Here is a 25,358-nt window from a genome sequence, read left to right as displayed (position 1 = left end):
CGGGTTGCGGGACTCGCGCTGGAGGCGAATGAAGGGGTCTGTTTCTGATCGGACGTCGATATGGACGACCTTGACATCATCCCGGACCTGGATCCCGCCGGCCGAACCTACCGGCGATTTATCGGCTGGGGCGGCGCGGTGATCTTCTCGCTGCTGGTCTGGGCGGCGGTGTTTCGGCTGATCGGCGACGGACTGGAGCGCCAAAGCGCGTGCCGCTCCGACAGCGCGGCGACGACCTCGCGCTCGGTCCAATGTCCGTAGGGCGACGAAGCTCAGTTTCCTATTGCCGCCGGACACTGTAGGAAGCCCGCCCTTCAAGGAGCCGGGTCATGACCACGCCACAGCCGCTGACGATCGGCATCGACTTCGGCACGACCAATTCCGTCGTTGCGGTGGCGGACCCGACGAACGGGGCCATTCTGGTGCAGTTCGTGGTCGAGGGCGGCGAAAGTTCGACCTTCCGCTCGGCCCTGAGCTTCCAGTTCCATGCGGCCGAGGGCGACGGGCGGCCCGAGCGGGTGGTCGAGGCCGGGCCCTGGGCCATCGAGGCCTATGTCGAGGATCCCCACGACACCCGGTTCATCCAGTCGTTCAAGACCTTCGCCGCCAGCGCCGCCTTCACCGAGACCCGTATCCACGACCGGCGCTATACGTTCGAGGACCTGCTGGCGGCCTTCCTGCTGAAGCTGCGTCAGCATGCGGGGGCGGCCATGGCCGATCTGCCGCCGCGCGTCATCGTGGGCCGGCCCGTGACCTTCGCCGGGGCGCGGCCGGACGAGGCCCTGGCGCTGGAGCGGTACGAGACCGCCTTTCGCCGGCTGGGGTTCGAGGACGTCCGCTACGCCTATGAGCCGGTCGGCGCCGCCTTCTATTTCGCGCGGACCCTGAAACAGGACGCGACGGTGCTGGTCGCCGACTTCGGCGGGGGCACCAGCGACTTTTCGATCATTCGCTTCGAACGGACGCCAGACGGGCTGAAGTCCACGCCCCTGGCGCGGTCGGGGGTCGGGGTGGCGGGCGACGCCTTCGACTATCGGATCATCGACAATCTGGTGTCGCCGGAACTGGGCAAGGGCAGCTTCTACGCCAGCGTCGGCAAGACCCTGCCGGTGCCGCAGCGCTATTATTCGGCCTTCGCCCGCTGGGATCAGCTGGCCCTGCTGCGGGCGTCGCGCGACATGCGCGACATCCGTGGCCTGGCCACGACCTCGCTGGAGCCCGAGAAGATCGACCGGCTGATCGAGGTGCTGGACGACAATCACGGCCACGCCCTGTACCGCGCGGTCTCGACGCTGAAACAGGATCTGTCGGCGGCCGAGGCGGCGGACTTCTCGTTCGTGGCGGGCGATGTGCGGATCGAGAAGCCGGTCACGCGGGCCGAGTTCGAGACCTGGATCGCGCCCGAACTGACCGCCATCGAAACGGCCCTGGACGAGGCGCTGGAAGAGGCGATGCGCGTTTCGGGCCTGGCGCCGGAGGCGATCGACCGGGTCTTCCTGACCGGCGGCACCTCCCTGACCCCCGCCGTGCGGAGGATGTTCCATCGCCGGTTCGGGGCGGAGCGGATCGAGACCGGCGGCGAGTTCGAGTCCATCGCCGCTGGCCTGGCCCTGATCGGTCTTCAGCCGGACGTGGAGCGGTGGACGCAGGGGGCGTGAACCCCCGTCCGTCACTCCCCGTCCGTCACCCTCGGACTTGTTCCGAGGGCCTACGCCGGCGGCGGGCAGGAACGGCGAGACAGTGGGTTTGCTCTAACCGCTGCTGCGGCGGAAAAGTGGGCCCTCGGAACAAGTCCGAGGGTGACGGTTGGGGGGCTGGCCCAGCTCAGTCCTGACGCCGCGCGTCTTGCGCCAGACGGTCCGCGTCGCGGTCCATCTCGTCCGCTCTGGCGGGCAGGCTGGCGGAGAGCGCGACCAGTTCGGCGTCGGTGACGCGGTTGCCGCGCGCGCGGTTCTCGGCGATCTGGCGGGCGCGGTAGGCGGGGTCGCGAAGGCGGACGGCTTCGGCCCGCATCTCCTGCGCGCCCTTGCGCATCTGTTCGGCGCCCAGGGCCATCTGGCGACGGGCGTCCACGCGGGCGCTGGCCGCTTGGAGCCGGGCCTGTTCACCCATGCGCCGCGCCTTTTCGCCTTCGACGCGGGCCTGTTCGCCCCGGGCGCGGGCCTGGGCGGCATGAGCGCGGGCCTGGTCGCCGTCGAGGCGGGCGATCTCGGCTCGGGCGCGGCTTTCTTCGGCCCGGGCTCGGGCTTGGTCGGCACCGCGACGGGCCTGGTCGGCTCGGCGACGGGCTTCGTCGGCGCGTGCGCGGGCCTGATCGGCTTGGGCTCGGGCTTGGTCGGCCGCCGCGCGTTCCGCGGGAGAGGGATCGCCCCTGTAGGTGTAGGTGTAGCTTGAGCTGAAGATGGGCGGCGCCGGGGGAGCGGGCGGCGCAGGAGGAGCGGGAGGCGCGGGCGGCGCAGGCGGCGCAGGCGGCGCGGGCGGGACGACCATCGACGGCGGGGCAGGCGGTTCCGGCTGGGCGGGCGGGGCCGGGGGTTCGGGCGTCTCGGGCGCTTCAGGCGGCGGGGGCGGGCCGGCCCAGTCCTGACGGCTCAGCTCGAGCGCGGCCAAGGGCGTGGCGACAGCGGCGAGGGCGGCGACGGTCAGGGCGACGGTCAGCGGGCGACGGCGGGACGGCGTGTTCGACATGATGCAGGCGATCCTTGTCTTCAGGGTGCGGGCGTCGGCGGCCATGGGGCTGGCGGCGCAGGGAATGGAGCGGGGGACGGGATGTGCGGCCAGGCGGACCAGGGCGCGGGCGTAGACCTGACGGTCCACGGTGGTCAGGGCGTCGGCGTCGGCGGCCTCTTCGGTGCGGGCGACCAGGTCGAGGTGCAGGGCCCAGACCAGGGGGTTGAACCAGAACAGGGCCAGGCTGAGCCGCGACAGGACCAGGAAGACCCAGTCCTTGCGCCGCAGATGGGCCAGTTCGTGGGCGAGGATGGCGGGGGCGGCCTGGCGTTCGGCGAGACTGGTCGGATCGACCAGGATGACGCCGGGTGCGGCGCCCCAGCTGAGCGGACCTGACAGGCGGTCATTGGCGATCAGGCGCGGCGGTTGGCCGGTGGTCTGGGTGTCCAGCGCGGCGCGCCAGGCGGGGCATTTGACCGCGCGGCCTTCCTGGGTCCAGCGCTCCAGGGTGTGCAGGCCCAAGAGCAGCCGTCCGGCGACCGCCGCGACGCCGATCAGCCAGACCAGGCCGACGATCAGCGCGGGGGTGGGCCAGGGCAGGGCGCCGGAGATTTCGACCCCGGCGACGGGGCCGACCTCGCCCTGCCACATGGGCAGGGTTTGGGGCGTGATTAGGGGTTCGGCGGCGGGCAGAAGCGCCAGTTCCAGCGACGGCAGGACCGCCATGATCACCGGCAGGGCCAGCAGCAGACAGGTCACGCCGCGCAGGATGTCGACCCGGTCGACCGGCCGCTGGGCCAGAAGCCGCGAACAGGCCAGGCCGGCGCCGGCGATCAGGCTGGACTTGACCAGCAGGGACAGCAGAAGGGCCCAGGTCACGACTCGCGCTCCACGGATTCGTCGATGATGCGTTCGAGGGCGGCGGCCTCTTGCGGCGTCAGCTTCTGGCCCAGGCCCAGCAGGGCGGTGGCGGCGCTGGCGGCCGAGCCGGCGAAGAAGGTGTCGATCATCCGTTGCAGGGCGCCGGCGGCGACGGCCTCGGTGCGCTGGACCGGGCTGTAGACATAGCCGTCGGGGCCAGGGGCGCGTTCGATCAGACCCTTGGCCTCCAGCCGCGACAACAGGGTGCGGACGGCGGAGTCGCTGATCGGGTCGGACAGGGCGTTGCGGACGGCGGCTGCGGCGCCCTTCTCGAGCCGACACAGGGTCTCGAAGATCTCGCGCTCGCGGCGGGGCAGGGATTCGATCATGAGGCTGTTCCCGGGACTGTTGACGCTACATATGTAGCGCTACATGTGTAGTGGATTGGGGCGGGAATGAGGCGGGGGGATGAACTCGCGGTAGGGTCAGGCGTCCCTTCTTTCGTCATTCCGGGCGCGGCGCAGCGGAGACCCGGAACCCAGCGGCGCGCGTGAGCGCGAACCTGTCGCGGACTCACTGCCTGAAAATTGTGCGGCGTACAGATTTCGCCTTCGGCGCCTCCCCCGGTCCCGCTTCGCGGGCCGGAGGATGACGAGGGGTTCCGGGTCTTCGGGCCAAGCGGCCCGGCGCCCGGAATGACGAAAGTAGAGGGAGCGCTTAGAGCAGAACCTCGCGGCCCTCGGCGGCGCTGCGGAGACCCGCGTCGAGGATGCGCATGACGGTCAGGGCCTGGTCGGCGGGGACCGGGGGCGGGCCTTCACCCCGGATGGCGTCGCGGACGGCGGCGTAGAAGGCGGGGTAATCGCCGCGTTCGGGCGCAGGGGTGGTGCGGAGGGTTTGGCCGTCGATCTGTTTCGTCAGGACGCCGGGCGCGGGGTCGAGGCCCCAGTCGGGGTGGCCGGGGCGAAGGCCGGCCTTGGACTGGCTCTCCTGGGCGTCGAGGCCGTGTTTGATGAAGCTGCCGCCTGTGCCGTGGACGACGTAGCGGAGGCTGGCGTCGGCGGCGAGGTGGCTCATGTTCAGGATGACACGCAGCCGGTCGTAGCGCAGCAGGACGTGGGCGTAGTCGATGGCGGTGGCGCCGACGCGCTGGGCCTGGAGGTCGGCGTAGACGGCGAGCGGCGGGCCGAACAGCTGCACCGCCTGGTCGATCAGGTGCGGGCCCAGGTCGGCCCAGACGCCGCCGTCGCGCTGGTCCTTCCAGCGGTCGGTGACGGTGGGGCGGAAGCGGTCGTAGTGGCTTTCGAACACGGCGATGTCGCCCAACTCGCCCTCGGCGATCAGCCGGCGCAGGGTCAGGAAGTCGGCGTCCCAGCGGCGGTTCTGGAAGACGCTGAAGACGCCGGGGGCATCGGCCGCGACGGCGGCGACGGCTTCGGCCTGCTCAAGCGTGGCGGCGAAGGGCTTGTCCACCACGACCGACTTGCCGGCCTGAAGCGCGGCGATCGACTGGTCGGCGTGCAGGGCGTCGGGGGTGGCGACGACGATCAGGCCGATGTCGTCACGGGCCAGGGCGGCGTCCAGATCGGGCAGGACATCGACGTCCGGCAGGTCGGCGTGGACGGCTTCAGGGCGCGACGAGACGACGGCGGTCAGGCGCAGGCCGGGGGTCGCCGCGATCAGGGGGGCGTGGAAGGTCTGGCCCGCCAGGCCATAGCCGACGACGGCGACGCCGATGGGTGCGTGTGAGGTCATGCCCCGATCAATAGCGGTCCGGACGGGGTCCATCCAGCACATAGGGCACCACGCCGCGCTCATTCTCGGGCACGTGAAGGGCGCGGTCCAGGGGCGGGAAGGCGCGCTGGGTGCAGTCGGTGCGCTCGCAGATGCGGCAGCTGACGCCGATCCGGGCGGCGGGGCCGTTCAGGTCCAGACCGGCGGCATAGACCAGGGATCCGGCGTGTTCGACCTCGCAGCCCAGGGACAGGGCGTAGCGGCGGTCGTTGGCCAGGTAGGAGCCGCTGGGCTTGGACACGCTGCGGGCGATGGAGATGTAGCGCGAGCCGTCGGGCATTTCGGCCAACTGGACCCCGATCCGGTCGGGCGTGGCGAAGGCTTCGTGGACATTCCATAGGGGGCAGGCGCCGCCGAAGCGGGCGAACTGGAAGCGGGTGGCGCTGTGGCGTTTGGTGATGTTGCCGGCCATGTCCACGCGGGCGAAATAGAAGGGCACGCCGCGCCAGCCGGGCCGTTGCAGGGTCGAGAGGCGGTGGCAGACCTGTTCGAAACTGACCTGGAACCGGGTGCGCAGCCGGTCGATGTCGTGCTTTTCCGCCCGCGCCGCCTCGAGGAAGGCGCGATAGGGCAACAGGAGCGCGCCGGCGGCGTAGTTGGCCAGGCCGACGCGGGCCACGTCGCGCGCGGCCTGGGTGCGGAAGGCGGCCTGATCCAACTCGGTCTCGATGAGGTCGCGGAAGGACAGCAGGGCCAGCTGGTGGGCCAGCTGGAAGGATCGGGTCGCGCCGGGCTGCCAGGCGTCAAGGCTCAGGATGCGACTGGCGGGGTCGTAGCGGCGCAGGGCCTCCTGGCCGGCGACATAGACGGTGCGGACCCCGTGCCGGTCGGCCAGCAGGGTCTCCAGCGCCCGTTCGATCGGGCCGTCCTGGGGGACCGCCGCCGCCAGGGCCTCGGCCGCCGTGTCCAGGCTGTCGACGTAGTTGTCGCGGTAGTGGAAGAAGTCGCGGACCTCCTCGTAAGGCAGCAGGGCGACGCGGGCGCCCAGTTCGTCGCGGCCCAGGGTGTCGTCCAGCGCCTTCACCCGCTCGTCCAGCTGGCGGAAGGCCTGGTGCAGGGCCAGGAACTGATGGGCCAGGCGCGGGGTGTTGGCGACGGCCTGTTTCAGCTCGGCCGCCGTCGGGGGCTCGGCCCCGCCGCTGACCGGGCCGGCGATGTCGGTGGTGGCCTCGCGCAGGTCGGCGATCAGGCGGGCGTCGCCCTCAAGATCGAACAGGCTGGCGTCGATATGGAAGGCGCGGGTCAGGGCGATCAGGACGCGGGCGGTGGCCGGGCGCTGATTGGTCTCGATCTGCGACAGATACGACGGCGACAGACCCAGCCGCTCGGCGCAGGCCTCCAGCGTCCAGCCGCGCGCCTCGCGCAGCTTGCGCAGCTTGGCGCCCAGAAAAAGCTTCTCAGCCATTCGCAAGTTTGCAGTTCATCGTCGCCGCCTTTGCAAGTCCGCGCAGTTCCGCATCTTTTGCAAAGTTGCGTTTGCCAATTTGCGATGAAGGCGCCACGCCTTGCCGTTCGAACACGAGGCCTAAACCGATCATGACTCAAGCCATCCTTGAAGAACTGGAGCGTCGTCGCGCCGCCGCCAAACTGGGCGGTGGGGAAAAGCGTATCGCCGCCCAGCACGCCAAGGGCAAGCTGACGGCGCGCGAACGCATCGACGTTCTGCTGGACGAGGGCTCCTTCGAGGAGACCGACATGTTCGTGGAACACCGCAGCCACGACTTCGGGATGGAGACGCAACGCATCCCCGGCGACGGGGTGGTGACGGGGCGCGGGACCATCGGTGGGCGGCTGGTCTATGTCTTCTCCAAGGATTTCACGGTGTTCGGCGGCAGCCTGTCGGGCGCCCATGCGGCCAAGATCGTCAAGTTGCAGAAGATGGCCCTGACGACCGGCGCGCCGATCATCGGCCTGTTCGACGCCGGCGGGGCGCGGATCCAGGAGGGGGTCGAGAGCCTGGCCGGATACGCCGACATCTTCCTGCAGAACACCCTGGCCAGCGGCGTCATTCCCCAGATCAGCGTGATCATGGGGCCGTGCGCGGGGGGCGACGTCTATTCGCCGGCCATCACCGACTTCATCTTCATGGTGAAGGACACGAGCTATATGTACGTGACCGGCCCCGATGTGGTGAAGACCGTCACCAACGAAGTGGTCAGCCACGAGGATCTGGGCGGGGCGCGGGTCCATGCGGGCAAGTCGGGCGTGGCGGACGGGGCGTTCGAGAACGATCTGGAGGCCCTGTCGGAGGTGCGGCGCCTGATCGGCTTCCTGCCCCTGTCGAACCGCGAAAAGCCGCCGGTGCGTGAGAGCTATGACGAGCCGGAACGGGACGAGCCGTCGCTGGACACCCTGATCCCGGCCAATCCGAACCAGCCCTATGACATGAAGGAGCTGATCCTGAAGGTGGTCGACGAGGCCGACTTCTTCGAGATCGGCGCCGACTTCGCCAAGAACATCATCTGCGGCTTCGGCCGGCTGGACGGCCAGACGGTCGGGATCGTCGCCAACCAGCCCCAGGTGCTGGCGGGGGTGCTGGACATCGATTCAAGCCGCAAGGCCGCGCGGTTCGTGCGCTTCTGCGACGCCTTCGATATTGCGCTGGTGACCTTGGTGGACGTGCCGGGCTTCATGCCGGGGACCAAGCAGGAGTACGGCGCCCTGATCAAACACGGGGCCAAGCTGCTGTTCGCCTATGCCGAGGCGACGGTGCCGAAACTGACCCTGATCACGCGCAAGGCCTATGGCGGCGCCTATGATGTGATGAGTTCGAAACACCTGCGCGGCGACGTCAACTACGCCTGGCCCACCGCCGAGATCGCGGTCATGGGCGCCAAGGGGGCGGTCGAGATCATCTTCCGCAAGGAGGCCGGCGACCCGGCGGCCCTGGCGGCGCGGGAGGCGGAGTACAAGGACCGGTTCGCCAACCCGTTCGTGGCGGCGGGGCTGGGATACATCGACGACGTCATCATGCCGCACGGGACGCGGCGGCGGCTGGTGAAGGCGTTGCGGACGCTGAAGAACAAGGTCCAGGAGAACCCCTGGAAGAAGCACGATAATATTCCGCTGTGAGCATAGCCCGTGACTGACCCTGACCCCATTGCCGAAATTGCGGAATCGCTGGCGGAACGGCACGAGAATTATCGAAAAACGGTACTAGATACGCAGCCATTTAAGGACGCACTCCGCTACCTGGACGGGATCGGACAGGATTTTTTGCAGGCTCAAACCGCCGTTCGTCTGATGGCATCTCGCGATCCGGACAGCTCTAACTATTTGCTGTTGAGATTTGCTCCGCATTTGGCTGAGTCGGTGCTGGCGACGACAATGTGCGCTCGGCAAGGACTACAGAACGCGGCTCGGCGAGAGCTGCGATTTCTTCTTGAGGCTGCTGTCAAATTATCGACCCGGGACTTTCATCCCGATGCTCCGACCTTGGAGGATCGGTTGGCCGGTTTGAATGACCGAGATAAGCGTTTCGACGAGTATGTCGCCGAGCTTCAATACGATCCGGAGTTTGAGAAGCCAGCGGACGCCAACTCTTCAATCCTGTCACTTTACAGCGAACTTTCCAAGTTCGTGCATGCCACAGAACCGCAATTCACTGCGTCTTTGATCCGAAATCGGCGAGGCGAGGATGCTGGTATGGAAAGTGTCGCGACGCTGAATCGTTTCAACAAACTTGCCTTTCAGGTCTACGACTTGGTGCTAGTGCGCGTTTTCTATTCGATCGGCACGAGCATGTCTGGAGACATCTTTGTTCAGATGCTGGACGACCAACCTAAGTGGCGCTTTCACAAAGGGAAGTTCGTTTCCCGTTTGTCGAGGTGCTTTGACTACAAACACGAACGAAAAATTCGGCGTGAGGCTGAAGCTGCTCGAAGCAGCGGCGTTCTAGCTCCGGGAAGCAGCCATGTTCTCTAAAATCCTCATCGCCAACCGGGGCGAGATCGCGGTTCGGATCATCAAGACCTGCCGCCGCATGCGCGGCCAGGCGGTGCAGGTCTGTGCTGAGGTCGAGTGCAAGGATCGGTTCCAGGGGAACGCCTGGGTGACGCACGGCCATGGTCCGCTGTGATGGTCGTTCGTTCGTCCGCCACCCCCTTTCCGTCATCCTCGGGCTTGTCCCGAGGATCCAGACTCCCGGTGTCGAACGTGGGCCGCCGGCCTCACCGGCGCGGCGTCATCGGCTGGGGCGCACCGTTGAAGACCGGGAGTCTGGATCCTCGGGACAAGCCCGAGGATGACGGCTTTGAGAGGGGAGGGTCACGCCTCGGGCGGGGGCCGGTTTCGATAGGCGGCCGGGGCGGCGTCGGCGGCCGTCCTCCTCACCAAATCATGGCCCGCTGTCGCTGATGAAACACGTCCTCTTCATCTGCTCGCGCAATCGGCTGCGCAGCCCCACAGCTGAACAGGTGTTCGCCAACTGGCCGAACATCGAAGTGGCTTCGGCGGGTCTGGCTCCGGATGCCGAGGAGTTGCTGACCGGCGAGATGGTCGAGGAGGCGGACATCATTTTTGTGATGGAGAAGCAGCATCGGGCGAAGCTGGCGCGGCGGTTCAAGCCGCAACTCCGCAAGGCCCGCGTCGTCTGCCTCGATATCCCGGATGATTACGCCTTCATGCAGCCCGAACTGGTGGCGGTGTTGAAGATGAAGGTGACGCCGTTCCTATGAGTGGATTTCATCATAACGCCCGATGGGTGCAGTCGGAGCCCGCTCGTTTGCTCTTCACCCCCCTGTCGTCATCCTCGGGCTTGTCCCGAGGATCCAGACTCCCGGTGTCGAACGTGGGCCGTCGGCCTCACCGGCGCTGCGTCGTCGGCTGGGGCGCACTGTTGAAGATCGGGAGTCTGGATCCTCGGGACAAGCCCGAGGATGACGGCTTTTGGAGGGGGGGATTACTCCTGCGGAGGCGTCCAGTTGCGGTAGGCTTCGGGGTCGGGCTCCGCCCCCGACGCGCGCACCAAGTCGGGGAACAGGTCGTCCCAGTGCGGGTTGGTGCGTTCGATCAGGTTCGCCTTCCAGTCGCGGGGCCAGCGTTTCAGCGACTTTTCGCGCTGGATCGCGCCGACGATGGTGTCATGGAATTCGTACCAGACCAGGCGTTTGAGGCCGAACTGCTTGGTGAAGCCGTCGATGAGGCCTGCTCTGTGCTCGCCGACGCGCGTGACAAGTCGGCTGCTGACGCCGGTGTAGATCACGCCGTGTTTTCTGTTGGTCATCATGTAGCAGCCGATCAGGCTGTCGCGTCCGACCATTTGTTTCTCCCCCACACCCCGTCATCCTCGGGCTTGTCCCGAGGATCCATACGCCCGGTTTGGGCCGGTGAGCCCCGGCCTCGACGGAGTCTATGGATCCTAGGCACAAGGCCTAGGATGACGATTATGAAGGACTGAACCATGTTCTCCAAAATCCTCATCGCCAACCGGGGCGAGATCGCGGTTCGGATCATCAAGACCTGCCGCCGCATGGGCATCAAGACCGTGCAGGTCTATTCGGAGGCCGACGCCGGGTCGTTGGCGGTCGAGATGGCCGACGAGGCGGTGCTGATCGGGCCGGCGCCGGCGGCGCAGTCCTATTTACTGGCGGACAAGATCGTCGAGGCGGTGCGCCAGACGGGGGCGCAGGCGGTGCATCCGGGCTTTGGGTTCTTGAGCGAGAACGCCGGGTTCGCGCGGCGGCTGAGGGACGAGGGGATCGCCTTTATCGGGCCGAATCCCGAGGCCATCGAGGCCATGGGCGACAAGATTAGCTCCAAGAAGCTGGCGGCCGAGGCGGGGGTTTCGACCGTGCCGGGGCATATGGGCCTGATCGAGACGCCGGAGGAGGCGGTCAAGATCGCCAACGAGATCGGCTATCCGATCATGATCAAGGCGAGCGCCGGGGGCGGCGGCAAGGGCATCCGCGTGGCCCATTCGGACGCCGACATGGCCGAGGGGTTCGCGGCGGTGAAGGCCGAGGCGCTGAACGCCTTCGGCGACGACCGGGTCTTTCTTGAGAAGTTCATCATCGATCCGCGCCACATCGAGATCCAGGTGCTGGGCGACAAGCACGGCCATGTGGTCCACCTGTTCGAGCGCGAATGTTCGATTCAGCGCCGCAACCAGAAGGTCATCGAGGAGGCGCCCTCGCCCCTGCTGGACGAGGCCACCCGCGCCGCCATGGGGGCCCAGGCCGTCGCCCTGGCCCAGGCGGTCAACTATGACTCAGCCGGCACGGTCGAGTTCGTGGCCGGTCAGGACAAGAGCTTCTTCTTCCTGGAGATGAACACCCGGCTGCAGGTCGAACATCCGGTGACGGAGCTGATCAGCGGGGTCGATCTGGTCGAACAGATGATCCGTTCGGCCTGGGGCGAGGCTCTGGCCTTTGAGCAGAAGGACCTGTCGATTAACGGCTGGGCCATCGAGAGCCGCATCTACGCCGAGGATCCCTATCGCGGCTTCCTGCCGTCCATCGGGCGGCTGGTTCGCTATGAGCAGCCCGAAGAAGGCGACCAGGGCGACTACACCGTCCGCAACGATTCCGGCGTCCGCGAAGGCGACGAGATCAGCATGTTCTATGACCCGATGATCGCCAAACTGTGCGCCTGGGGCGAGACGCGCGAGGACGCGGTGACGGGCATGGCTCGGGCGCTGGAAGACACCCACCTGTCGGGCCTGGGGCATAATGTGCCCTTCCTGGCGGCGGTGATGGACCAGGACCGGTTCAAGTCGGGCCATCTGTCGACCAGCTATATCAAGGACGAATTCCCGGACGGCTTCCATGGCCTGCGCCCGACGGTGGAGCAGGAGCGGATCCTGATCGCTTCGGCCCTGGCCATGCACGAGGTGATCGCCGAACAGGACGGCGACCCGTCGGACCGCACCGACTGGATCGTGATGATCGACAAGACTCCGCACGGGGTGGGCCTGTCCTATGACGAGGACGAGGAGATGATCCTGACCCTGACGGGCGGGGGCGACATCCGTCTGTCGGACATCGACTGGCGGCCGGGCCTGGCCCAGTTCAAGGCCGAGCTGGACGGCGAGGCCTTCACCGCCGAGGTCAAACGCGTCGCCGACGGCTTCGACATCCGTCACCGCGCGGCGCGGGCGCGGGTGCGGGTGTTGAGGCCGCATGTCGCCGAACTGTATGCGCGCCTGCCGGAGAAGGCGGCGGCGGATACATCGAAGATGGTGCTGTCGCCGATGCCGGGGCTGGTGGTGTCGATCCCGGTGGTGGTGGGCCAGGAGGTCAAGACCGGCGAGACGGTGGCGATCATCGAGGCCATGAAGATGCAGAACATCCTGAAGGCGGAGCGCGACGGGGTGGTGAAGGCCGTGGGGGCCAGGGACGGGGATCCGGTGGCGGCGGATGACGTGCTGGTGGAATTCGGGTGATGTTTCCCCCCTTTCGTCATTCCGGGGGCGCGCAGCGCAACCCGGAACCCAGCGGCGCGCGTGAGCGCGAACCTGTCGCGGATTCGGTCTTCAAACATCGTGCGGCGGATGGATTTCGCCTTCGGCGCCGCTGGGTTCCGGGTCTTCGCTGCGCTTCGCCCGGAATGACGAAAGTGGAAGAGGGGGCGGCCGCATGAGCTTCCCCACCCCCACGCCCCTGGAATGGCGCGAGGCGGCCCAGAAGGCGTTGAAGGATCGCCCGATCGAGGCGCTGATGTCGCTCGACGCCGACCAGCTGGTGACGCGGCCGCTGTACGCCGGGGCGACGGGCGTGCAGCCGATCTTCGCGCCGCGTCCGTCCGACTCCGAAGGCCGGGCCTGGGATTTGCGGACCCTGGTCGAGGGGGATGATCCCGAGGCGGTCAATGAAGCGGTGCTGACCGATCTGGAGAACGGCGCCGCCTCGGTGGTGCTGAAGGGGCGAGTGCTGGCGGACTCTGGGCCTCTGGGCCGGGCGCTGGAAGGGGTGGCGCTGGAGCTGGCGCCGGTCGCGCTGGACGCGGGGATCGACGGGCCGGATGCGGCCAACGCCCTGGCCGTCGTGGCCAAGGGGTCGCCGCGCGCCCAGCTGAGGTTCCACATGGACCCGGTCTCGGCCTTCGCCGAGGCGGGCGGGGCGCCGCGTTCGGTGGAAGAGCATCTGAGCCTGGCGGCCAATACGGCGGCGCGCCATGCGGGCGCCTATCCCGACGCGACCTTCTTCATGGCCAGCGGGCGCGTGGCGCACGAGGCGGGCGGATCGGCGGCGCAGGAGCTGGCCTTTGCGGCCGCCAGCGTGGTGGCCCATGTGAAGGCGGCCGTGGACGCGGGAATGTCGGTCGAGGCGGCCTTGCGGGGGACGGTGGTCGGCCTGTCGGTCGATGCGGAATATTTCGACAGCCTGGCCAAGGTCCGGGCCATGCGGCTGATCTGGGCTGGGTTGACGCGAGCCTTTGGGATCGAGGCGCCGGCGGTGATCGAGGCGCGGTCGTCGCGGCGTATGCTGGCGGCGCGCGATCCCTGGCCCAATCTGCTGCGGCTGACGGCGGCGGGGTTTGCGGGCGCGGTCGGCGGGGCGGATGTGGTGGTGCTGGACGGCTTCACCCGCGCGACCGGGCGGTCCGACGCCTTTGCTCGGCGGCAGGCGAGGAACACACAGCTGGTGCTGATGGAAGAGGCCAATCTGGGCCGGGTCGACGATCCGGCGGCGGGGAGCTGGTATCTGGACGCCCGGACGCGGGATCTGGCCGAGGCCGGCTGGGCCGAGTTCCAGATGATCGAGTCCGAGGGCGGTCTGGTCGAGGCCCTGAAGGGGTCGGTGATCCAGCCCCGCATCGCCCGCGCCCGCGCCCTGCGGGAGGCGGCGCTGAAGACCGGCGCGGCCCAGATCATCGGGGTGACGAAATATGTGGACGCGGACGTGCGGCCGGCTCCGGTCGAGGCGGGCGATGAGGCGGCGGTTGTGGTGGAGCGGGTGTGCGAACCCCTGACGCCGATCCGATTTGCGGCGGCCTTTGAGGAGGCGGGCCAATGAGCGCTTCTGGGAGCTTCCCCGACTTCAGCAAGATCGCCCTGAACCTCGACGCGACCGGGCAGGGGCCGAGGCGCGAGCCGTGGCTGACGCCCGAGGGGCTGACGGTCGAGACCGCATACGGCGCCGAGGCGCTGGAGGGGCTGGATCACCAGGACGGCCTGCCGGGGTTCGCGCCCTTCGTGCGCGGGCCCTATCCGACCATGTATGCGGGCAATCCCTGGACCATCCGCCAGTACGCCGGCTTCTCGACCGCCGAGGAGTCGAACGCCTTCTATCGCCGCAATCTGGCGGCGGGGCAGAAGGGGCTGAGCATCGCCTTCGATCTGGCGACGCACCGGGGCTATGACAGCGACCACCCGCGGGTGAAGGGCGATGTCGGCATGGCCGGCGTGGCCATCGACAGCATCTATGACATGCGGACCCTGTTCGACGGGATCCCGCTGGATCAGATGTCGGTGTCGATGACGATGAACGGGGCGGTGCTGCCGATCCTGGCCCTCTATGTCGTGGCGGCGGAAGAACAGGGCGTGCCGCACGCGGCCCTGACCGGGACCATTCAGAACGATATTCTGAAGGAGTTCATGGTTCGGAACACCTACATCTATCCGCCCGAGCCCTCGATGCGGATCATCGCCGACATCTTTGCCTGGACGGCGCAGGAGACGCCGAAGTTCAACTCGATCTCGATCAGCGGCTATCACATGCAGGAGGCGGGGGCCTCGGCCGATATCGAGCTGGCCTATACGCTGGCGGACGGGATCGAATATCTGCGGGCGGGCGTCGCGGCGGGCATGCCGATCGACCGGTTCGCGCCGCGCTTGAGCTTCTTCTGGGCCATCGGCATGAACTATTTCATGGAGGTGGCCAAGATGCGGGCGGGCCGCCTGCTGTGGGCCGAGGCGGTGCGGAAAGAGGGCGGGGTCGATCCGAAGTCGTTGAGCCTGCGCGCCCACTGCCAGACGTCGGGTTGGAGCCTGGCGGCCCAGGACGTGTTCAACAATGTGCCGCGCACCATGGTCGAGGCCATGGCGGCGGCGGGCGGGCAGACGCAGAGCCTGCACACCAATGCCCTGGACGAGGCCCTGGCCCTGCCGACCGATTTCTCGGCCCGGATCGCGCGCAACACCCAGATCCTGCTGCAGTCGGAGACGGGGCTGACCAAGGTCATCGATCCCTGGGGCGGCAGCTTCTATGTTGAGCGGCTGACGCACGAACTGGCGGAGCGGGCGCGGGCCCATATGGCCGAGGTCGAGGCCCTGGGCGGCATGGCCAAGGCCATCGAGGCGGGCATCCCCAAGCTGAGGATCGAGGAATCCGCCGCCAAGACCCAGGCCCGGATCGACACCGGCCAGCAGACAGTGGTGGGGGTGAACAAATATCTGAACCCCGTCGTCGACGATATTCCGATGCTGAAGGTCGACAACGCGGCGGTGCTGGCGGCCCAGATCGACAAGCTGAAACGGTTGCGGGCCGAGCGGGATCAGGCGGCGACCGATGCGGCGCTGGAGGCCCTGACCAACGGTGCGCGGGGGAATGCGAACCTGTTGGAACTGGCGGTGCAGGCGGCGCGGGCAAAGGCCACGGTGGGTGAAATCTCCGACGCGTTGGAGGCCGCCTTTGGGCGCCATGTGGCGACGGTGCAGACCGTGTCGGGCGTCTACGCCAAGGAGGCGGGGGCCGATCCCCGCTTCGCCCGCGCCCGCGAGATGGTGGCGACCTTCGTCGAGAATGACGGCGGGCCGCCGCGCATCCTGATCGCCAAGCTTGGGCAGGACGGGCATGACCGGGGCCAGAAGGTGGTGGCCACCGGCTATGGCGACCTAGGCTTCGACGTCACCGCCGGCGCCCTGTTCCAGACCCCGGCCGAGGCGGCGAAGGACGCAGTGGACAAGGGGGTTCACGCGGTGGGCGCCAGTTCGCTGGCCGCCGGGCATCTGACCCTGGTGCCGGAACTGAAGGCCGAGCTGGAGAAGCTGGGCCGGCCCGACATCATGATCGTGGTCGGGGGGGTGATCCCACCGTCGGACGTCCAGCCCCTGCTCGATATGGGCGCGGCCGCCGTCTACCTGCCCGGTTCGGCCATCGCCGATACGGCGGTGGACCTGATCGAGAAACTGAACCAGCGGCTGGGCTACGCCCAGCCTGCGCCTGCAAAGGACAAGTCATGATCGGCGCCCTGAACCATGTCGGGGTCGCCACCCCGTCCATTGCGGACTCGATTAAACTGTATCGGGACGTGCTGGGGGCGACCAAGATCGGCGAGCCGTTCGACCTGCCGGCGCAGGGGGTGAAGGTCTGTTTCATCGACACGCCGACGGCCCAGATCGAGTTGATCGAACCCTATGACGAGACCAGCCCCATCGTCGGTTTCCTGGCCAAGAATCCCAAGGGCGGCCAGCATCACGTCTGTTTCGAGGTCGCCGACATCCATGCCGCCATCGCGGACATGCGGGCCAAGGGCGTCACCCTGCTGGGCACGGGCGAGCCGCGCATCGGGGCGCATGGAACGCCGGTCGTCTTTCTGCATCCGCGCGACATGGGCGGGGTGTTGATCGAGCTGATGGAGACGCCGAAAGGCGCGCACTGATTGCTGGAGCTTTTCGCCAGCTTCGCCGTTGAGTTTTGCGAACGGGAGAGACCTGACCATGATGCGCCGCCTGACCGCCTTCGTCGCCATCGCCGCCCTGACGGGGGTCTCCGCCTGTCAGCAAGCGGAGCCGGAGCAGCCGACCGCTCCGGTCGAGCCCCAGCCGGCGCCCGCGTCGACCGCTCCGGCCGTCGGCTACGCCTGCGAGAGCGGGGCGATGGTCGAGGCGCGGTATCCCGACACGGCGACGGCGCAGCTGGCCTACAAGGGGCAGACCTATGATCTGCGCTCGGTCGAGGCGGCCAGCGGCGCTCGTTATGTCGGCTCGGGCGTCGAATGGTGGACCGCGCCGCGCGACGGTCAGGAGCGCGCGACCCTGAGCCGGCTTGGCCCCAACGAGGAGGTCGGGGTGGCGGTGCTGGAACAATGCGCGCGGCCGGTGGCGACTGCGGCGCCCGTCTCGCCGGTTCCGCAAGTCCTGCCGGGCCAGACGACTACGCCGGCGCCGGGCGGCGTCCTGCCCGCATCGACGCCGTGCAAGGGGCCGCAGCTGAAATTGGCGGCCGAGGGCGGCGACGCCGGGGCGGGCAATCGGGTGCGCAACTTCAGCCTCCAGAATCTCGGCGCCCAGGCCTGCAGCCTGACCGGCTATCCGGGCGTGACCTTGCTGGACGGGCAGGGGCGGCCGCTGACCTCGATCCGCGCCGACCAGAGCCCCGGCAGCTATTTCCGTCAGGGCCAGGCGCCGACGCCGGTGGAGCTGGCGCCCCGGTCCAAGGCCTATTTCGAGATGGCGTGGAGCGTCGTGCCCGACGAGACGATGCAGAAGGCGTGTCCGAGCGCGGCGACCCTAAGAGCCACGGCGCCGAACGATACGGCGGCGGTCAGCCTGGCCTTCGCCTTCCAGCCCTGCGGCGGCAAGGTCCGCGTCAGCCCGATCCGGTCCGAGGCCGATCCCGAGATGGCGACCTAAGACGGGTGGAAACCCGGTCGAAATCGGCGTAGGTCGCGGCTCATGACCCAGAGCTTCTACGACCGCGTCGCCGGCGAACTGACCGAGATCGACGCCCAGGGCCTGACCAAGCCCGAACGCATCATCGCCTCGCGCCAAGGACCGGTGATCCAGGTCGCCGGCCGCGACGTGCTGAACTTCTGCGCCAACAACTATCTGGGCCTGGCGGGCGACGAGCGCGTCGTCCAGGCCGGGATCGCCGCGCAGCAGACGTGGGGCGCAGGCACGGCCTCGGTTCGCTTCATCTGCGGCACCCTGGAGATCCACAAGGAGCTTGAGGCCGCCATCGCCGGCTATCTCGGTTTCGAGGACGCCATCCTGTTCGCCGCCGCCTTCGACGCCAACGGCGGCCTGTTCGAACCCCTGCTGGGCGAGAACGACGCCATCGTTTCCGACAGCCTGAACCACGCCTCGATCATCGACGGGGTGCGGCTGTGCAAGGCCAAACGCTACCGGTTCGCCAACTCCGACATGGACGAGCTGGAGACCCGGCTGAAAGAAGCCCGCGAGGCCGGGGCCCGCGACATCATCATCGCCACCGACGGCGCCTTCTCGATGGACGGCTATATCGCCAAGCTGGATGAGATCCGAACGCTGGCGGACAAGTACGACGCCTTGATCATGGTCGATGACTGTCACGCCACCGGCTTCCTGGGCCCGCAGGGTAAGGGCTCCTTCGCACACCACGGTGTCGAGGTGGACTTCGTCACCGGCACCTTCGGCAAGGCCCTGGGCGGCGCCATGGGCGGCTTCATCTGTGCGAAGAAGTCGGTGGTCGAACTGCTGAAACAACGGGCGCGGCCCTATCTGTTCTCGAACGCCCTGGCGCCGGCGGTGTGTGGGTCGTCGTTGGAGGCGATCCATATCGCGCAAGGGTCTGAGGGCGACGCGCTTCGCACCCGGCTGTCGGCCAACGCCCATCGCTATCGCAACGCCATGGCGGACGCGGGCTTCACCCTGCTGGACGGCGAGCATCCGATCATTCCGGTCATGCTGGGCGACGCCAAACTGGCGCAGGATTTCGCGGCGCGGGCGCTGGAGCTGGGCGTCTATGTGATCGGGTTTTCGTTCCCCGTCGTGCCGCGTGGCCAGGCCCGTATCCGCACCCAGATGTCGGCGGCGCATTCGTTCGAACAGATCGACCGGACGGTGGCGGCGTTTACGCAGGCGGGCCGGGAACTGGGGGTTATCTGACCCTTTGCTCCGTCACGCTCGGAGCCACATTATTCCCGTCATCCTCGGGCTTGTCCCGAGGATCCATAGACTCCGTCGAGGACGGTGCGCACCGGCTAAAACCGGGAGTATGGATCCTCGGGACAAGCCCGAGGATGACGATCTTAGAGTTTTTAGGAGACGCCGTTATGGCTGAATCGATGAAAGCCCTGGCCAAGACCGCACCGGGCGTCGGCCTGGAACTGATCGACGCGCCGATCCCCGAGGCGGGGCCGGAGGATGTGCTGATCCGGGTGCACCGCACCGCCGTCTGCGGCACCGACATCCACATCTGGAACTGGGACGAGTGGTCCCAGAAGAACGTCCCGACGCCGATGATCACCGGCCACGAGTTCGCCGGCGAGATTGTCGCCATCGGCAAGGATGTGGATCGCCCGCTGAAGATCGGCCAGCGCGTCTCGGCCGAGGGGCATGTCATCGACCTGAACTCCGAAGCGGCCCGCGCCGGTCATTTCCACCTGGACCCCAAGACGCGCGGCATCGGCGTAAACCGCCAGGGCGCCTTCGCCGAGTTCGTGGTGGCCCCGGCCTTCAACGTGATCGAACTGCCGGACGACGTGCCCTATGAGATCGGCTCGATCTTGGATCCTTTCGGCAATGCGGTGCACACGGCGCAGCAGTTCGACCTGCTGGGCGAGGACGTCCTGGTCACCGGCGCCGGCCCCATCGGCATGATGGCCGCCGCCGTGGCCCGCCACGCCGGGGCGCGCACCGTGGTTCTGACCGACATCAACGACTTCCGGCTGGAGCTGGCGCAGAAGGTGGCGCCGGGTGTGCGCACCGTGAACACGACCAAGGAAGACATCCACGACGTCATGAAGGAGCTGGGCCTGAAGGTCGGGTTCGATGTGGCGCTGGAGATGTCAGGTTCGCCCATCGCCTTCAAACAGTGCGTCGACACCCTGATCATGGGCGGCGGCATGGCCATGCTGGGCATTCCCAGCAAGCCGATGGAGACCGACTGGGGCGCGATCATCCTGAAGGCCCTGACCATCAAGGGCGTCTATGGTCGCGAGATGTTCACCACCTGGCGCAAGATGCTGGGTCTGCTGAAGGCCGGTCTGGACCTGCAGCCGCTGATCACCCACCGGCTGGACTATGCCGACTATCGCGAAGGCTTCGAGGCGATGAAGTCGGGCCAGTCGGGCAAGGTGGTGCTGAACTGGGACAAGGCGGCCTGAGGGGAAGTCGTTTCCCCACTCGCTGACCCTGTCCGTTTAGGACGGACGTCCATGGCTGACTGCGCTTGACGGATCCGCTGTGCCCCATCTTTCGTCATTCCGGGCGAAGGGCCGCTTGGCCCGCAGACCCGGAACCCAGCGGCGCGCGAGAGCGCGAACCTGTCGCGGACCAGGTGTCCAACAGTGTGGGGCGGATAGATTTCGCCTTCGGCGCCGCTGGGTTCCGGGTCTCCGCTGCGCTTCGCCCGGAATGACGAAAGGAAGACCGGCGGCCCCTCAGTTCGTCTTGCGGATCAGTTCGTCGGCGAGGGCGGCGGTCAGATAGCCGTCGGCGATGCGGCCGTTGGCCTGCTGCCAGCGGCGCAGCGCCGCTCGGGTGTTGGAGCCGATAACCCCGTCCACGCCTTGGGTGTCATAGCCCAGTTGCGTCAGGGCCGCCTGGGCGCCGATCCGCTGTTCGCGCGACATGGAGGCGTCGTTGGGCCAGGCCTTGGTCAGGCCCGGCTTGCCCATGATCCCGTCCGCCGTCAGGCCGATGGCCAGGGCGTAGCTGACCGAGTTGTTGTAGCGGCGGATCACATAATGGTTCGGCAGGGCCAGGAAGGCCGGGCCGTTGGCGCCCTGGGGCAGCAGGATGGTCGCGTCCTCGACCGCCTCGGCGCCGGTCGGCGTGCCGCCCTGGGCCAGGCGAACGCCCTTGGCCGCCCAATAGGCCCAGTTGTGCTTGGGGCCTTCGGCTTCGGCATAGTTGAAGCCGGCGGGCAGGACGACTTCGTACCCCCAGCCCTGGCCGCGCTTCCAGCCGGCCTGGGCCAGCAGATTGGCGGCGGAGGCCAGGGCGTCGGCGTCGTCGTTCCAGATGTCGACCTTGCCGTCGCCGTCCTGATCGACGCCCAGACGCAGATAGTTGTCGGGCATGAACTGGGTCTGGCCCATGGCCCCGGCCCAGCTTCCCTTCAGGCCAGCGCGTTCACGGCGGCCGTCGACGACAATATCCAGCGCGTCCTTCAGCTGGGCCTCGGCCCAGTCGCGGCGGCGGCCGTCATAGGCCAGGGTCGCCAGCGAGCGGATCACGTCATAGTCGCCCTGCACCTGACCGAAGGCGCTTTCCTGGGCCCAGACCCCGACCAGAATCTCGGACGGCACGCCGAACCGCTGAACCACCGGCCACGGCACGCGGTCTATCCGCTGTTTGGCCTGGGCGATTCGCGAGGCGGTGACGGCGTTCTGGATATAGGCGCCGGCGGGCTTGGAGAATTCGGGCTGGTTGCGGTCCAGCCGCACGACCGAGGCGTCGGGGGTCAGTCCAGCCAGTTCGCGTTCGTAGTCGGCGCGTCGGGCGCCGCCCTTGCGCGCCAGGAAGGTCTGTTTCCAGCCCTCGAACCCTTGCTGGTCATAGGCGCTCAGCGGCGGCGTCTGGGGCGTCGGGGTCGGGACGACCACCGGCGGGGCGGGGGCGGGCTGCGGCGTCGGCAGGCTGACGGGCGGTTCCGGCAACATCGGCGCACAGGCGGCGACCGAGACGATCAGGAGCAGGCGATAGGAAAAGCGCATGAGATTCAGACTACAGCCCCGGAGCCCATAGGTGAAATGACATACGCGCGAATGGGCTTCACGCGCCACCAAAGCGCCTGTGGGGCGAAAGCGTTGCCGCAAACTCCCCCATTGACGTCGTTAACCCTCAATTTCATCGACGCGCTAACGCACTGCGGCGTATTGGCGCAGGGTGCTCTGACGGCCTGATGGCGGAGTGGCGACGCAACGGGCGTGCAACCCCGGAAACCCTCCGTTCGACTCGGAGGTCAGGCCTCCATTATTTTTGGTGCTATCGCGCTTCGCGCTACTTGAGCACGGGGTGGGGAAGTGACCGCCGGGCAGGCAGGGATTGGCTTTTGTAGGGTTTTGGCCTGTAGCGGGTTGACCTTCGGAAGACCGCTCTCTATACGACCGCCTCCGCCGCGATCCGCCCGGATCAGCGGCTTTCTTATTGGCTTCTCTCAGGACGTCCGACCATGAAGGTCCGCAGCTCGCTCAAGTCCCTGAAGACCCGTCACCGCGACTGCAAGGTCGTGCGTCGCAAGGGCGTCGTCTTCGTCATCAACAAGACCGACCCGCGCTTCAAGGCGAAGCAGGGCTAAGCTGCGTTCGTTGCGCGCCGCTTCGGCGGCGTGCGCACGTCGTGTTTTGCTGACGATCCACAGGCTGCGGGCTTTGTCCGCGGCCTTTTTCGTGTTCGCGGTTGAGTCGCGCCTTGCGGCATGGTTAGCGTCCGCGCCTGATTTCTGGAGTATTCCCCCATGGCTGACGACGCCTCGTTCGACGGTGGTCCCGACGTTCTCACCGCGACGGCCCAGGGCCGGCTGCGCACCATCATCGAGCGCCTGGAGCGCCTCGAGGAAGACAAGCAGGCCGTCATGACCGACATGAAGGAGGTCTTCGCCGAGGCCAAGGGCGAGGGCTATGACGTCAAGATCCTGCGCAAGGTCATCCGCATCCGCAAGCAGGACAAGGCCAAGCGCCAGGAAGAGGACGCCATCCTGGACCTCTATATGTCGGCCCTGGGCGAGATCTGAGGCTGACCCGGCTTGAAGCGCACCCCCTTCAAGCCAGGCGGCGGCCTTTCCCGCTCAAGCAGCCCGAAGGGCGGTAGCGGGCCCAAGAAGGCTCCGCCCAGCCCGTTTGAAATCCAGCGCGAAGCGGCGAAACGCGCCGCGCTCAACGCCTTGAAACGCGCCCGCCGCTCGGCAGAGAAGGCGGGCGTTTCTCTGTCCGAATGGGAGGGGGAGTTCCTCGATTCGGTCGGCGAGCGGGTCAAGACCCACGGCCGCGCCTTCGCCGACCCCGAAAAGGGCGCGCCCGGTCAGGCCCTGTCGGCCATGCAGGGCCGCAAGCTGAAGGAGATCACCGCCAAGGCGAAGGGGGAGGAGTCGAAACGACGGTGGGGGAGGAAGCCAAAGCCGTCAGAATGACCGTGGTCTTCAACGACGGACGACGTTAGGTTTCGCCGAGGGGGACGATCTCATGCTGAACGCCATACCGAGAAGCTTGTCGAAACTGGGCGACTTCGCCGGGCGCGACGGGCGACGGCTGTTCTGGCCTTACGCCATTCTAGTTTTCCTTCTGGCCTTCATCGGGATCGCCGTGGCGATGAACCTGGCGATGATGGGCCTGCTCACGGGGACGGCCGATATGCCGAACATTCCCCTGATGATAGGCGGGGTAGGCGGGGTGGTCCTGGCGGCCGCCGCGCTGCTCGCAGCGGCGGTGACGCGGCGGCTGCATGACACGGGCAGGCCAGGCTACTGGGGGCTTCCGCCCGTCGTCTTCTTGCTGATCGGGCTGACGCTGTTCCCGGTTCTGATGAACCGCGTCCTCAATGATGCGAACCCGCCGATGGCGCTGTTCTTCGGACTGTTCCTGAACAACCTGCTCTATATCGCCAGCCTTATCGGGTTGGTCGTGCTGTTGCTGCTCGACGGTGCAAAGACGGCGAACCGGTACGGTTCGCCGTCAAACTAGGCTCACCCCGCCTCTTTCAGTTGCCCCTCCAGCCCCTGTTCGCGGACCTTGCGGTACAGGGTGGAGCGGCCGATGCCGAGGCGGCGGGCGATTTCGCTCATGTGGCCGGCGTAGACCTCGATGGCGTGCTGGATCAGGTCGCGTTCGATGTCTTCCAGCGTCCGCAGGTGGCCGCGGTCGTCCAGGATGCGGATCGGCTGTTCCGGCAGGGGCGGCAGGTCCGTGTAGGCCGGGGCGGCTTGGGCCGGGGCGGCGGCGGTCGTGTCCGGCATGGGCGCCGTCACGCCCGAGATGGACGGGAAATCATAGGGCTGCAGGAAGGGCGAGTCGGCCAGGACGATGGCGCGGAACACGGCGTTTTCGAGCTGGCGCACATTGCCGGGCCAGTCGAAGGCCTGGAGCATGGCCAGGGTCTCGGGCGCGCAGCCCATGATCCGCTTGCCTTCCTCGGCGTTGAACCGGGCGATGAAATGATCGACCAGGGCCGGAATGTCCTCGCGACGGTCGCGTAGGGACGGGGCCTCGATCGGGAAGACGTTCAGCCGGTAGAAGAGATCCTCGCGGAAGGCGCCGTCCTTGACCTGTTGCGCGGGGTCGCGATTGGTGGCCGAGACGATGCGGACGTCGATCTTGACCGGGCGTTTGCCGCCGACGGGGTCGATCTCGCTCTCCTGCAGGGCGCGCAGCAGCTTGACCTGCAGGTCCAGCGGCAGTTCGCCGATCTCGTCCAGGAACAGGGTGCCGCCGTCCGCCTCGCGGAACTTGCCCAGGGTCTTGTCGACCGCGCCGGTGAAGGCGCCCTTCTCGTGACCGAACAGGATGGATTCCGCCAGATTGGCGGGCAGGGCGCCGCAGTTGACGGCGACGAAGGGCTTGCCGGCCCGGTCGCTGGCGCCGTGCAGGGCGCGGGCGATGACCTCCTTGCCGACGCCGCTCTCGCCGGTGATCAGGACGGGGATGGAGGACTTGGCCGCGCGGGCGCCGAAGGCCTTGACCATCCGCATGGGGGCGCTGTCGCCGATGATGTCGTCGAAGCAGGCGCGGCCCTGGGCCCGTTTGGTCAGGCGGCCGACCTCGGTGGTCAGTTGCTCCAGCTTCAGGGCGTTGCGCACCCCGACCAGCAGGCGTTCCGGCCCGACCGGCTTGACGAAGAAGTCCTGGGCGCCGGCCTGCATGGCCTTGACCACGGTGTCGATGCCGCCGTTGGCCGTGAGCACGATGACCGGGGTGGTCAAGCCCGCGCTGCGCAGCTCGGCCAGGCACTCCAGACCCGACATCTCGGGCATGACCATGTCCAGCAGGATGACATCGGCGCCGCCGCCGCGCGTCATCCGGTCGATCGCCTCGCCGCCGCCGGCCGCATGGACCACGGCGTGACCGTCGCGTTCGAGCACGGCCTGCAACAGGCGGCGCTGGGTCGGATCGTCGTCGACCACCAGAACGGTCTTGGCCATGGGGCGTCCCTTGTCATCACCGAGGGGCCGCCCGTGGATCGGACTGGCCCGTTTCGGGACGATTTCTAGGGGGACGAGGTGAAAATCGGGTGA

24 protein-coding genes, 1 tRNA gene and 1 pseudogene are annotated in these 25,358 nt (G+C 67.7%); 18 read left to right on the top strand and 8 right to left on the bottom strand.

The window, feature by feature from the left end:
* Positions 1-60: 60 nt before the first annotated feature.
* Together PKE72_RS04855 and PKE72_RS04850 are read left to right on the top strand one after the other, a co-directional pair.
* Complete coding sequence (locus tag PKE72_RS04855) at positions 61-261, top strand: hypothetical protein (RefSeq protein WP_271164256.1); 201 nt, start codon at positions 61-63, stop codon at positions 259-261.
* Between the two features lie 68 nt (positions 262-329).
* On the top strand, positions 330-1,658 hold the full coding sequence (locus PKE72_RS04850) for an Hsp70 family protein (protein WP_271164255.1): 1,329 nt from the start codon (positions 330-332) through the stop codon (positions 1,656-1,658).
* Between the two features lie 166 nt (positions 1,659-1,824).
* Here PKE72_RS04850 and PKE72_RS04845 read toward each other — a convergent pair whose 3' ends face one another.
* From PKE72_RS04845 to PKE72_RS04825, 5 genes are all read right to left on the bottom strand, one after another.
* Positions 1,825-3,549: a M56 family metallopeptidase gene (locus tag PKE72_RS04845; RefSeq protein WP_271164254.1), complete on the bottom strand. Its 1,725-nt coding sequence runs from the start codon at positions 3,547-3,549 to the stop codon at positions 1,825-1,827.
* A complete protein-coding gene (locus tag PKE72_RS04840; RefSeq protein ID WP_271164253.1) occupies positions 3,546-3,920 on the bottom strand; it encodes a BlaI/MecI/CopY family transcriptional regulator in 375 nt (124 codons plus the stop codon). Before PKE72_RS04840 ends, PKE72_RS04845 begins: the two co-directional genes overlap by 4 nt.
* A 328-nt stretch (positions 3,921-4,248) precedes the next feature.
* Positions 4,249-5,286: an oxidoreductase gene (locus PKE72_RS04835; protein ID WP_271164252.1), complete on the bottom strand. Its 1,038-nt coding sequence runs from the start codon at positions 5,284-5,286 to the stop codon at positions 4,249-4,251.
* Between the two features lie 7 nt (positions 5,287-5,293).
* Positions 5,294-6,730, bottom strand: a complete 1,437-nt coding sequence (locus PKE72_RS04830) for a helix-turn-helix domain-containing protein (RefSeq protein ID WP_271164251.1) — start codon at positions 6,728-6,730, stop codon at positions 5,294-5,296.
* Positions 6,723-6,863 carry a hypothetical protein gene (locus tag PKE72_RS04825; RefSeq protein ID WP_271164250.1) on the bottom strand — a complete coding sequence of 47 codons (141 nt, stop codon included), beginning with the start codon at positions 6,861-6,863 and terminating at the stop codon, positions 6,723-6,725. The genes PKE72_RS04830 and PKE72_RS04825 overlap by 8 nt, the downstream gene beginning before the upstream one ends.
* On the opposite strand from PKE72_RS04825, the gene PKE72_RS04820 reads away from it, so the two are divergent.
* The 4 genes and pseudogenes from PKE72_RS04820 (at position 6,862) to PKE72_RS04805 (ending at position 10,001) form a co-directional block, all read left to right on the top strand.
* Positions 6,862-8,397, top strand: coding sequence for an acyl-CoA carboxylase subunit beta (locus PKE72_RS04820; protein WP_008259414.1), 1,536 nt, complete (start codon positions 6,862-6,864; stop codon positions 8,395-8,397). The genes PKE72_RS04825 and PKE72_RS04820 overlap by 2 nt on opposite strands.
* 9 nt (positions 8,398-8,406) lie before the next feature.
* Positions 8,407-9,249, top strand: coding sequence for a hypothetical protein (locus PKE72_RS04815; RefSeq protein ID WP_271164249.1), 843 nt, complete (start codon positions 8,407-8,409; stop codon positions 9,247-9,249).
* A pseudogene (locus PKE72_RS04810) lies at positions 9,239-9,346 on the top strand (biotin carboxylase N-terminal domain-containing protein); the annotation flags it as partial. The gene PKE72_RS04815 and the pseudogene PKE72_RS04810, both read left to right, overlap by 11 nt.
* Positions 9,347-9,680: 334 nt before the next feature.
* Positions 9,681-10,001 (top strand): low molecular weight protein tyrosine phosphatase family protein, encoded by a 321-nt coding sequence (locus tag PKE72_RS04805; protein ID WP_271164247.1) that lies wholly within the window; start codon positions 9,681-9,683, stop codon positions 9,999-10,001.
* A gap of 224 nt (positions 10,002-10,225) precedes the next feature.
* On the opposite strand, the gene PKE72_RS04800 is transcribed toward PKE72_RS04805, so the two are convergent.
* On the bottom strand, positions 10,226-10,585 hold the full coding sequence (locus PKE72_RS04800; RefSeq protein ID WP_271164246.1) for a GIY-YIG nuclease family protein: 360 nt from the start codon (positions 10,583-10,585) through the stop codon (positions 10,226-10,228).
* Positions 10,586-10,726: 141 nt separating this feature from the next.
* Here PKE72_RS04800 and PKE72_RS04795 point away from each other — a divergent pair, with 141 nt between their 5' ends.
* The 7 genes from PKE72_RS04795 to tdh all read left to right on the top strand — a co-directional run bounded on the left by PKE72_RS04795 (position 10,727) and on the right by tdh (position 20,292).
* Complete coding sequence (locus PKE72_RS04795) at positions 10,727-12,706, top strand: acetyl-CoA carboxylase biotin carboxylase subunit (protein WP_271164245.1); 1,980 nt, start codon at positions 10,727-10,729, stop codon at positions 12,704-12,706.
* A 193-nt stretch (positions 12,707-12,899) separates the two neighbouring features.
* Positions 12,900-14,279 carry a methylmalonyl-CoA mutase family protein gene (locus PKE72_RS04790; protein WP_271164244.1) on the top strand — a complete coding sequence of 460 codons (1,380 nt, stop codon included), beginning with the start codon at positions 12,900-12,902 and terminating at the stop codon, positions 14,277-14,279.
* A complete protein-coding gene (gene scpA / locus PKE72_RS04785) occupies positions 14,276-16,447 on the top strand; it encodes a methylmalonyl-CoA mutase (RefSeq protein WP_271164243.1) in 2,172 nt (723 codons plus the stop codon). The genes PKE72_RS04790 and scpA overlap by 4 nt, the downstream gene beginning before the upstream one ends.
* Positions 16,444-16,866: a methylmalonyl-CoA epimerase gene (gene mce, locus PKE72_RS04780; RefSeq protein ID WP_271164242.1), complete on the top strand. Its 423-nt coding sequence runs from the start codon at positions 16,444-16,446 to the stop codon at positions 16,864-16,866. The genes scpA and mce overlap by 4 nt, the downstream gene beginning before the upstream one ends.
* Before the next feature lie 58 nt (positions 16,867-16,924).
* Positions 16,925-17,839, top strand: coding sequence for a DUF4232 domain-containing protein (locus tag PKE72_RS04775; RefSeq protein WP_271164241.1), 915 nt, complete (start codon positions 16,925-16,927; stop codon positions 17,837-17,839).
* 42 nt (positions 17,840-17,881) lie between these two features.
* A complete protein-coding gene (locus PKE72_RS04770; protein WP_271164240.1) occupies positions 17,882-19,072 on the top strand; it encodes a glycine C-acetyltransferase in 1,191 nt (396 codons plus the stop codon).
* Between the two features lie 167 nt (positions 19,073-19,239).
* Complete coding sequence (gene tdh, locus PKE72_RS04765) at positions 19,240-20,292, top strand: L-threonine 3-dehydrogenase (protein WP_271164239.1); 1,053 nt, start codon at positions 19,240-19,242, stop codon at positions 20,290-20,292.
* A 276-nt stretch (positions 20,293-20,568) separates the two neighbouring features.
* Here tdh and PKE72_RS04760 read toward each other — a convergent pair whose 3' ends face one another.
* The gene (locus tag PKE72_RS04760; RefSeq protein ID WP_271164238.1) at positions 20,569-21,846 is read right to left on the bottom strand and encodes a lytic murein transglycosylase; all 1,278 of its coding nucleotides are present in this window, start codon (positions 21,844-21,846) and stop codon (positions 20,569-20,571) included.
* 182 nt (positions 21,847-22,028) lie between these two features.
* Here PKE72_RS04760 and PKE72_RS04755 point away from each other — a divergent pair.
* The 5 genes from PKE72_RS04755 to PKE72_RS04735 all read left to right on the top strand — a co-directional run bounded on the left by PKE72_RS04755 (position 22,029) and on the right by PKE72_RS04735 (position 23,811).
* A tRNA-Ala gene (locus tag PKE72_RS04755) sits at positions 22,029-22,105 on the top strand.
* A gap of 199 nt (positions 22,106-22,304) precedes the next feature.
* Positions 22,305-22,430: a type B 50S ribosomal protein L36 gene (gene ykgO / locus PKE72_RS04750; protein ID WP_008263184.1), complete on the top strand. Its 126-nt coding sequence runs from the start codon at positions 22,305-22,307 to the stop codon at positions 22,428-22,430.
* A 159-nt stretch (positions 22,431-22,589) separates the two neighbouring features.
* The gene (gapR, locus tag PKE72_RS04745; RefSeq protein WP_271164237.1) at positions 22,590-22,865 is read left to right on the top strand and encodes a nucleoid-associated protein GapR; all 276 of its coding nucleotides are present in this window, start codon (positions 22,590-22,592) and stop codon (positions 22,863-22,865) included.
* Positions 22,866-22,877: 12 nt separating this feature from the next.
* A complete protein-coding gene (locus PKE72_RS04740; RefSeq protein ID WP_373878067.1) occupies positions 22,878-23,261 on the top strand; it encodes a hypothetical protein in 384 nt (127 codons plus the stop codon).
* A 52-nt stretch (positions 23,262-23,313) separates the two neighbouring features.
* Entirely contained in the window at positions 23,314-23,811 is a 498-nt protein-coding gene (locus tag PKE72_RS04735; protein ID WP_271164236.1) for a DUF805 domain-containing protein, read from the top strand.
* Positions 23,812-23,813: 2 nt separating this feature from the next.
* On the opposite strand, the gene PKE72_RS04730 is transcribed toward PKE72_RS04735, so the two are convergent.
* Positions 23,814-25,265, bottom strand: coding sequence for a sigma-54-dependent transcriptional regulator (locus PKE72_RS04730; RefSeq protein WP_271164235.1), 1,452 nt, complete (start codon positions 25,263-25,265; stop codon positions 23,814-23,816).
* Positions 25,266-25,358: the final 93 nt, after the last annotated feature.

This window comes from Brevundimonas intermedia (assembly GCF_027922165.1).
Classification (GTDB): Bacteria; Pseudomonadota; Alphaproteobacteria; order Caulobacterales; family Caulobacteraceae; genus Brevundimonas; species Brevundimonas intermedia.
This window is presented reverse-complemented; position numbering and strand designations above follow the sequence as displayed.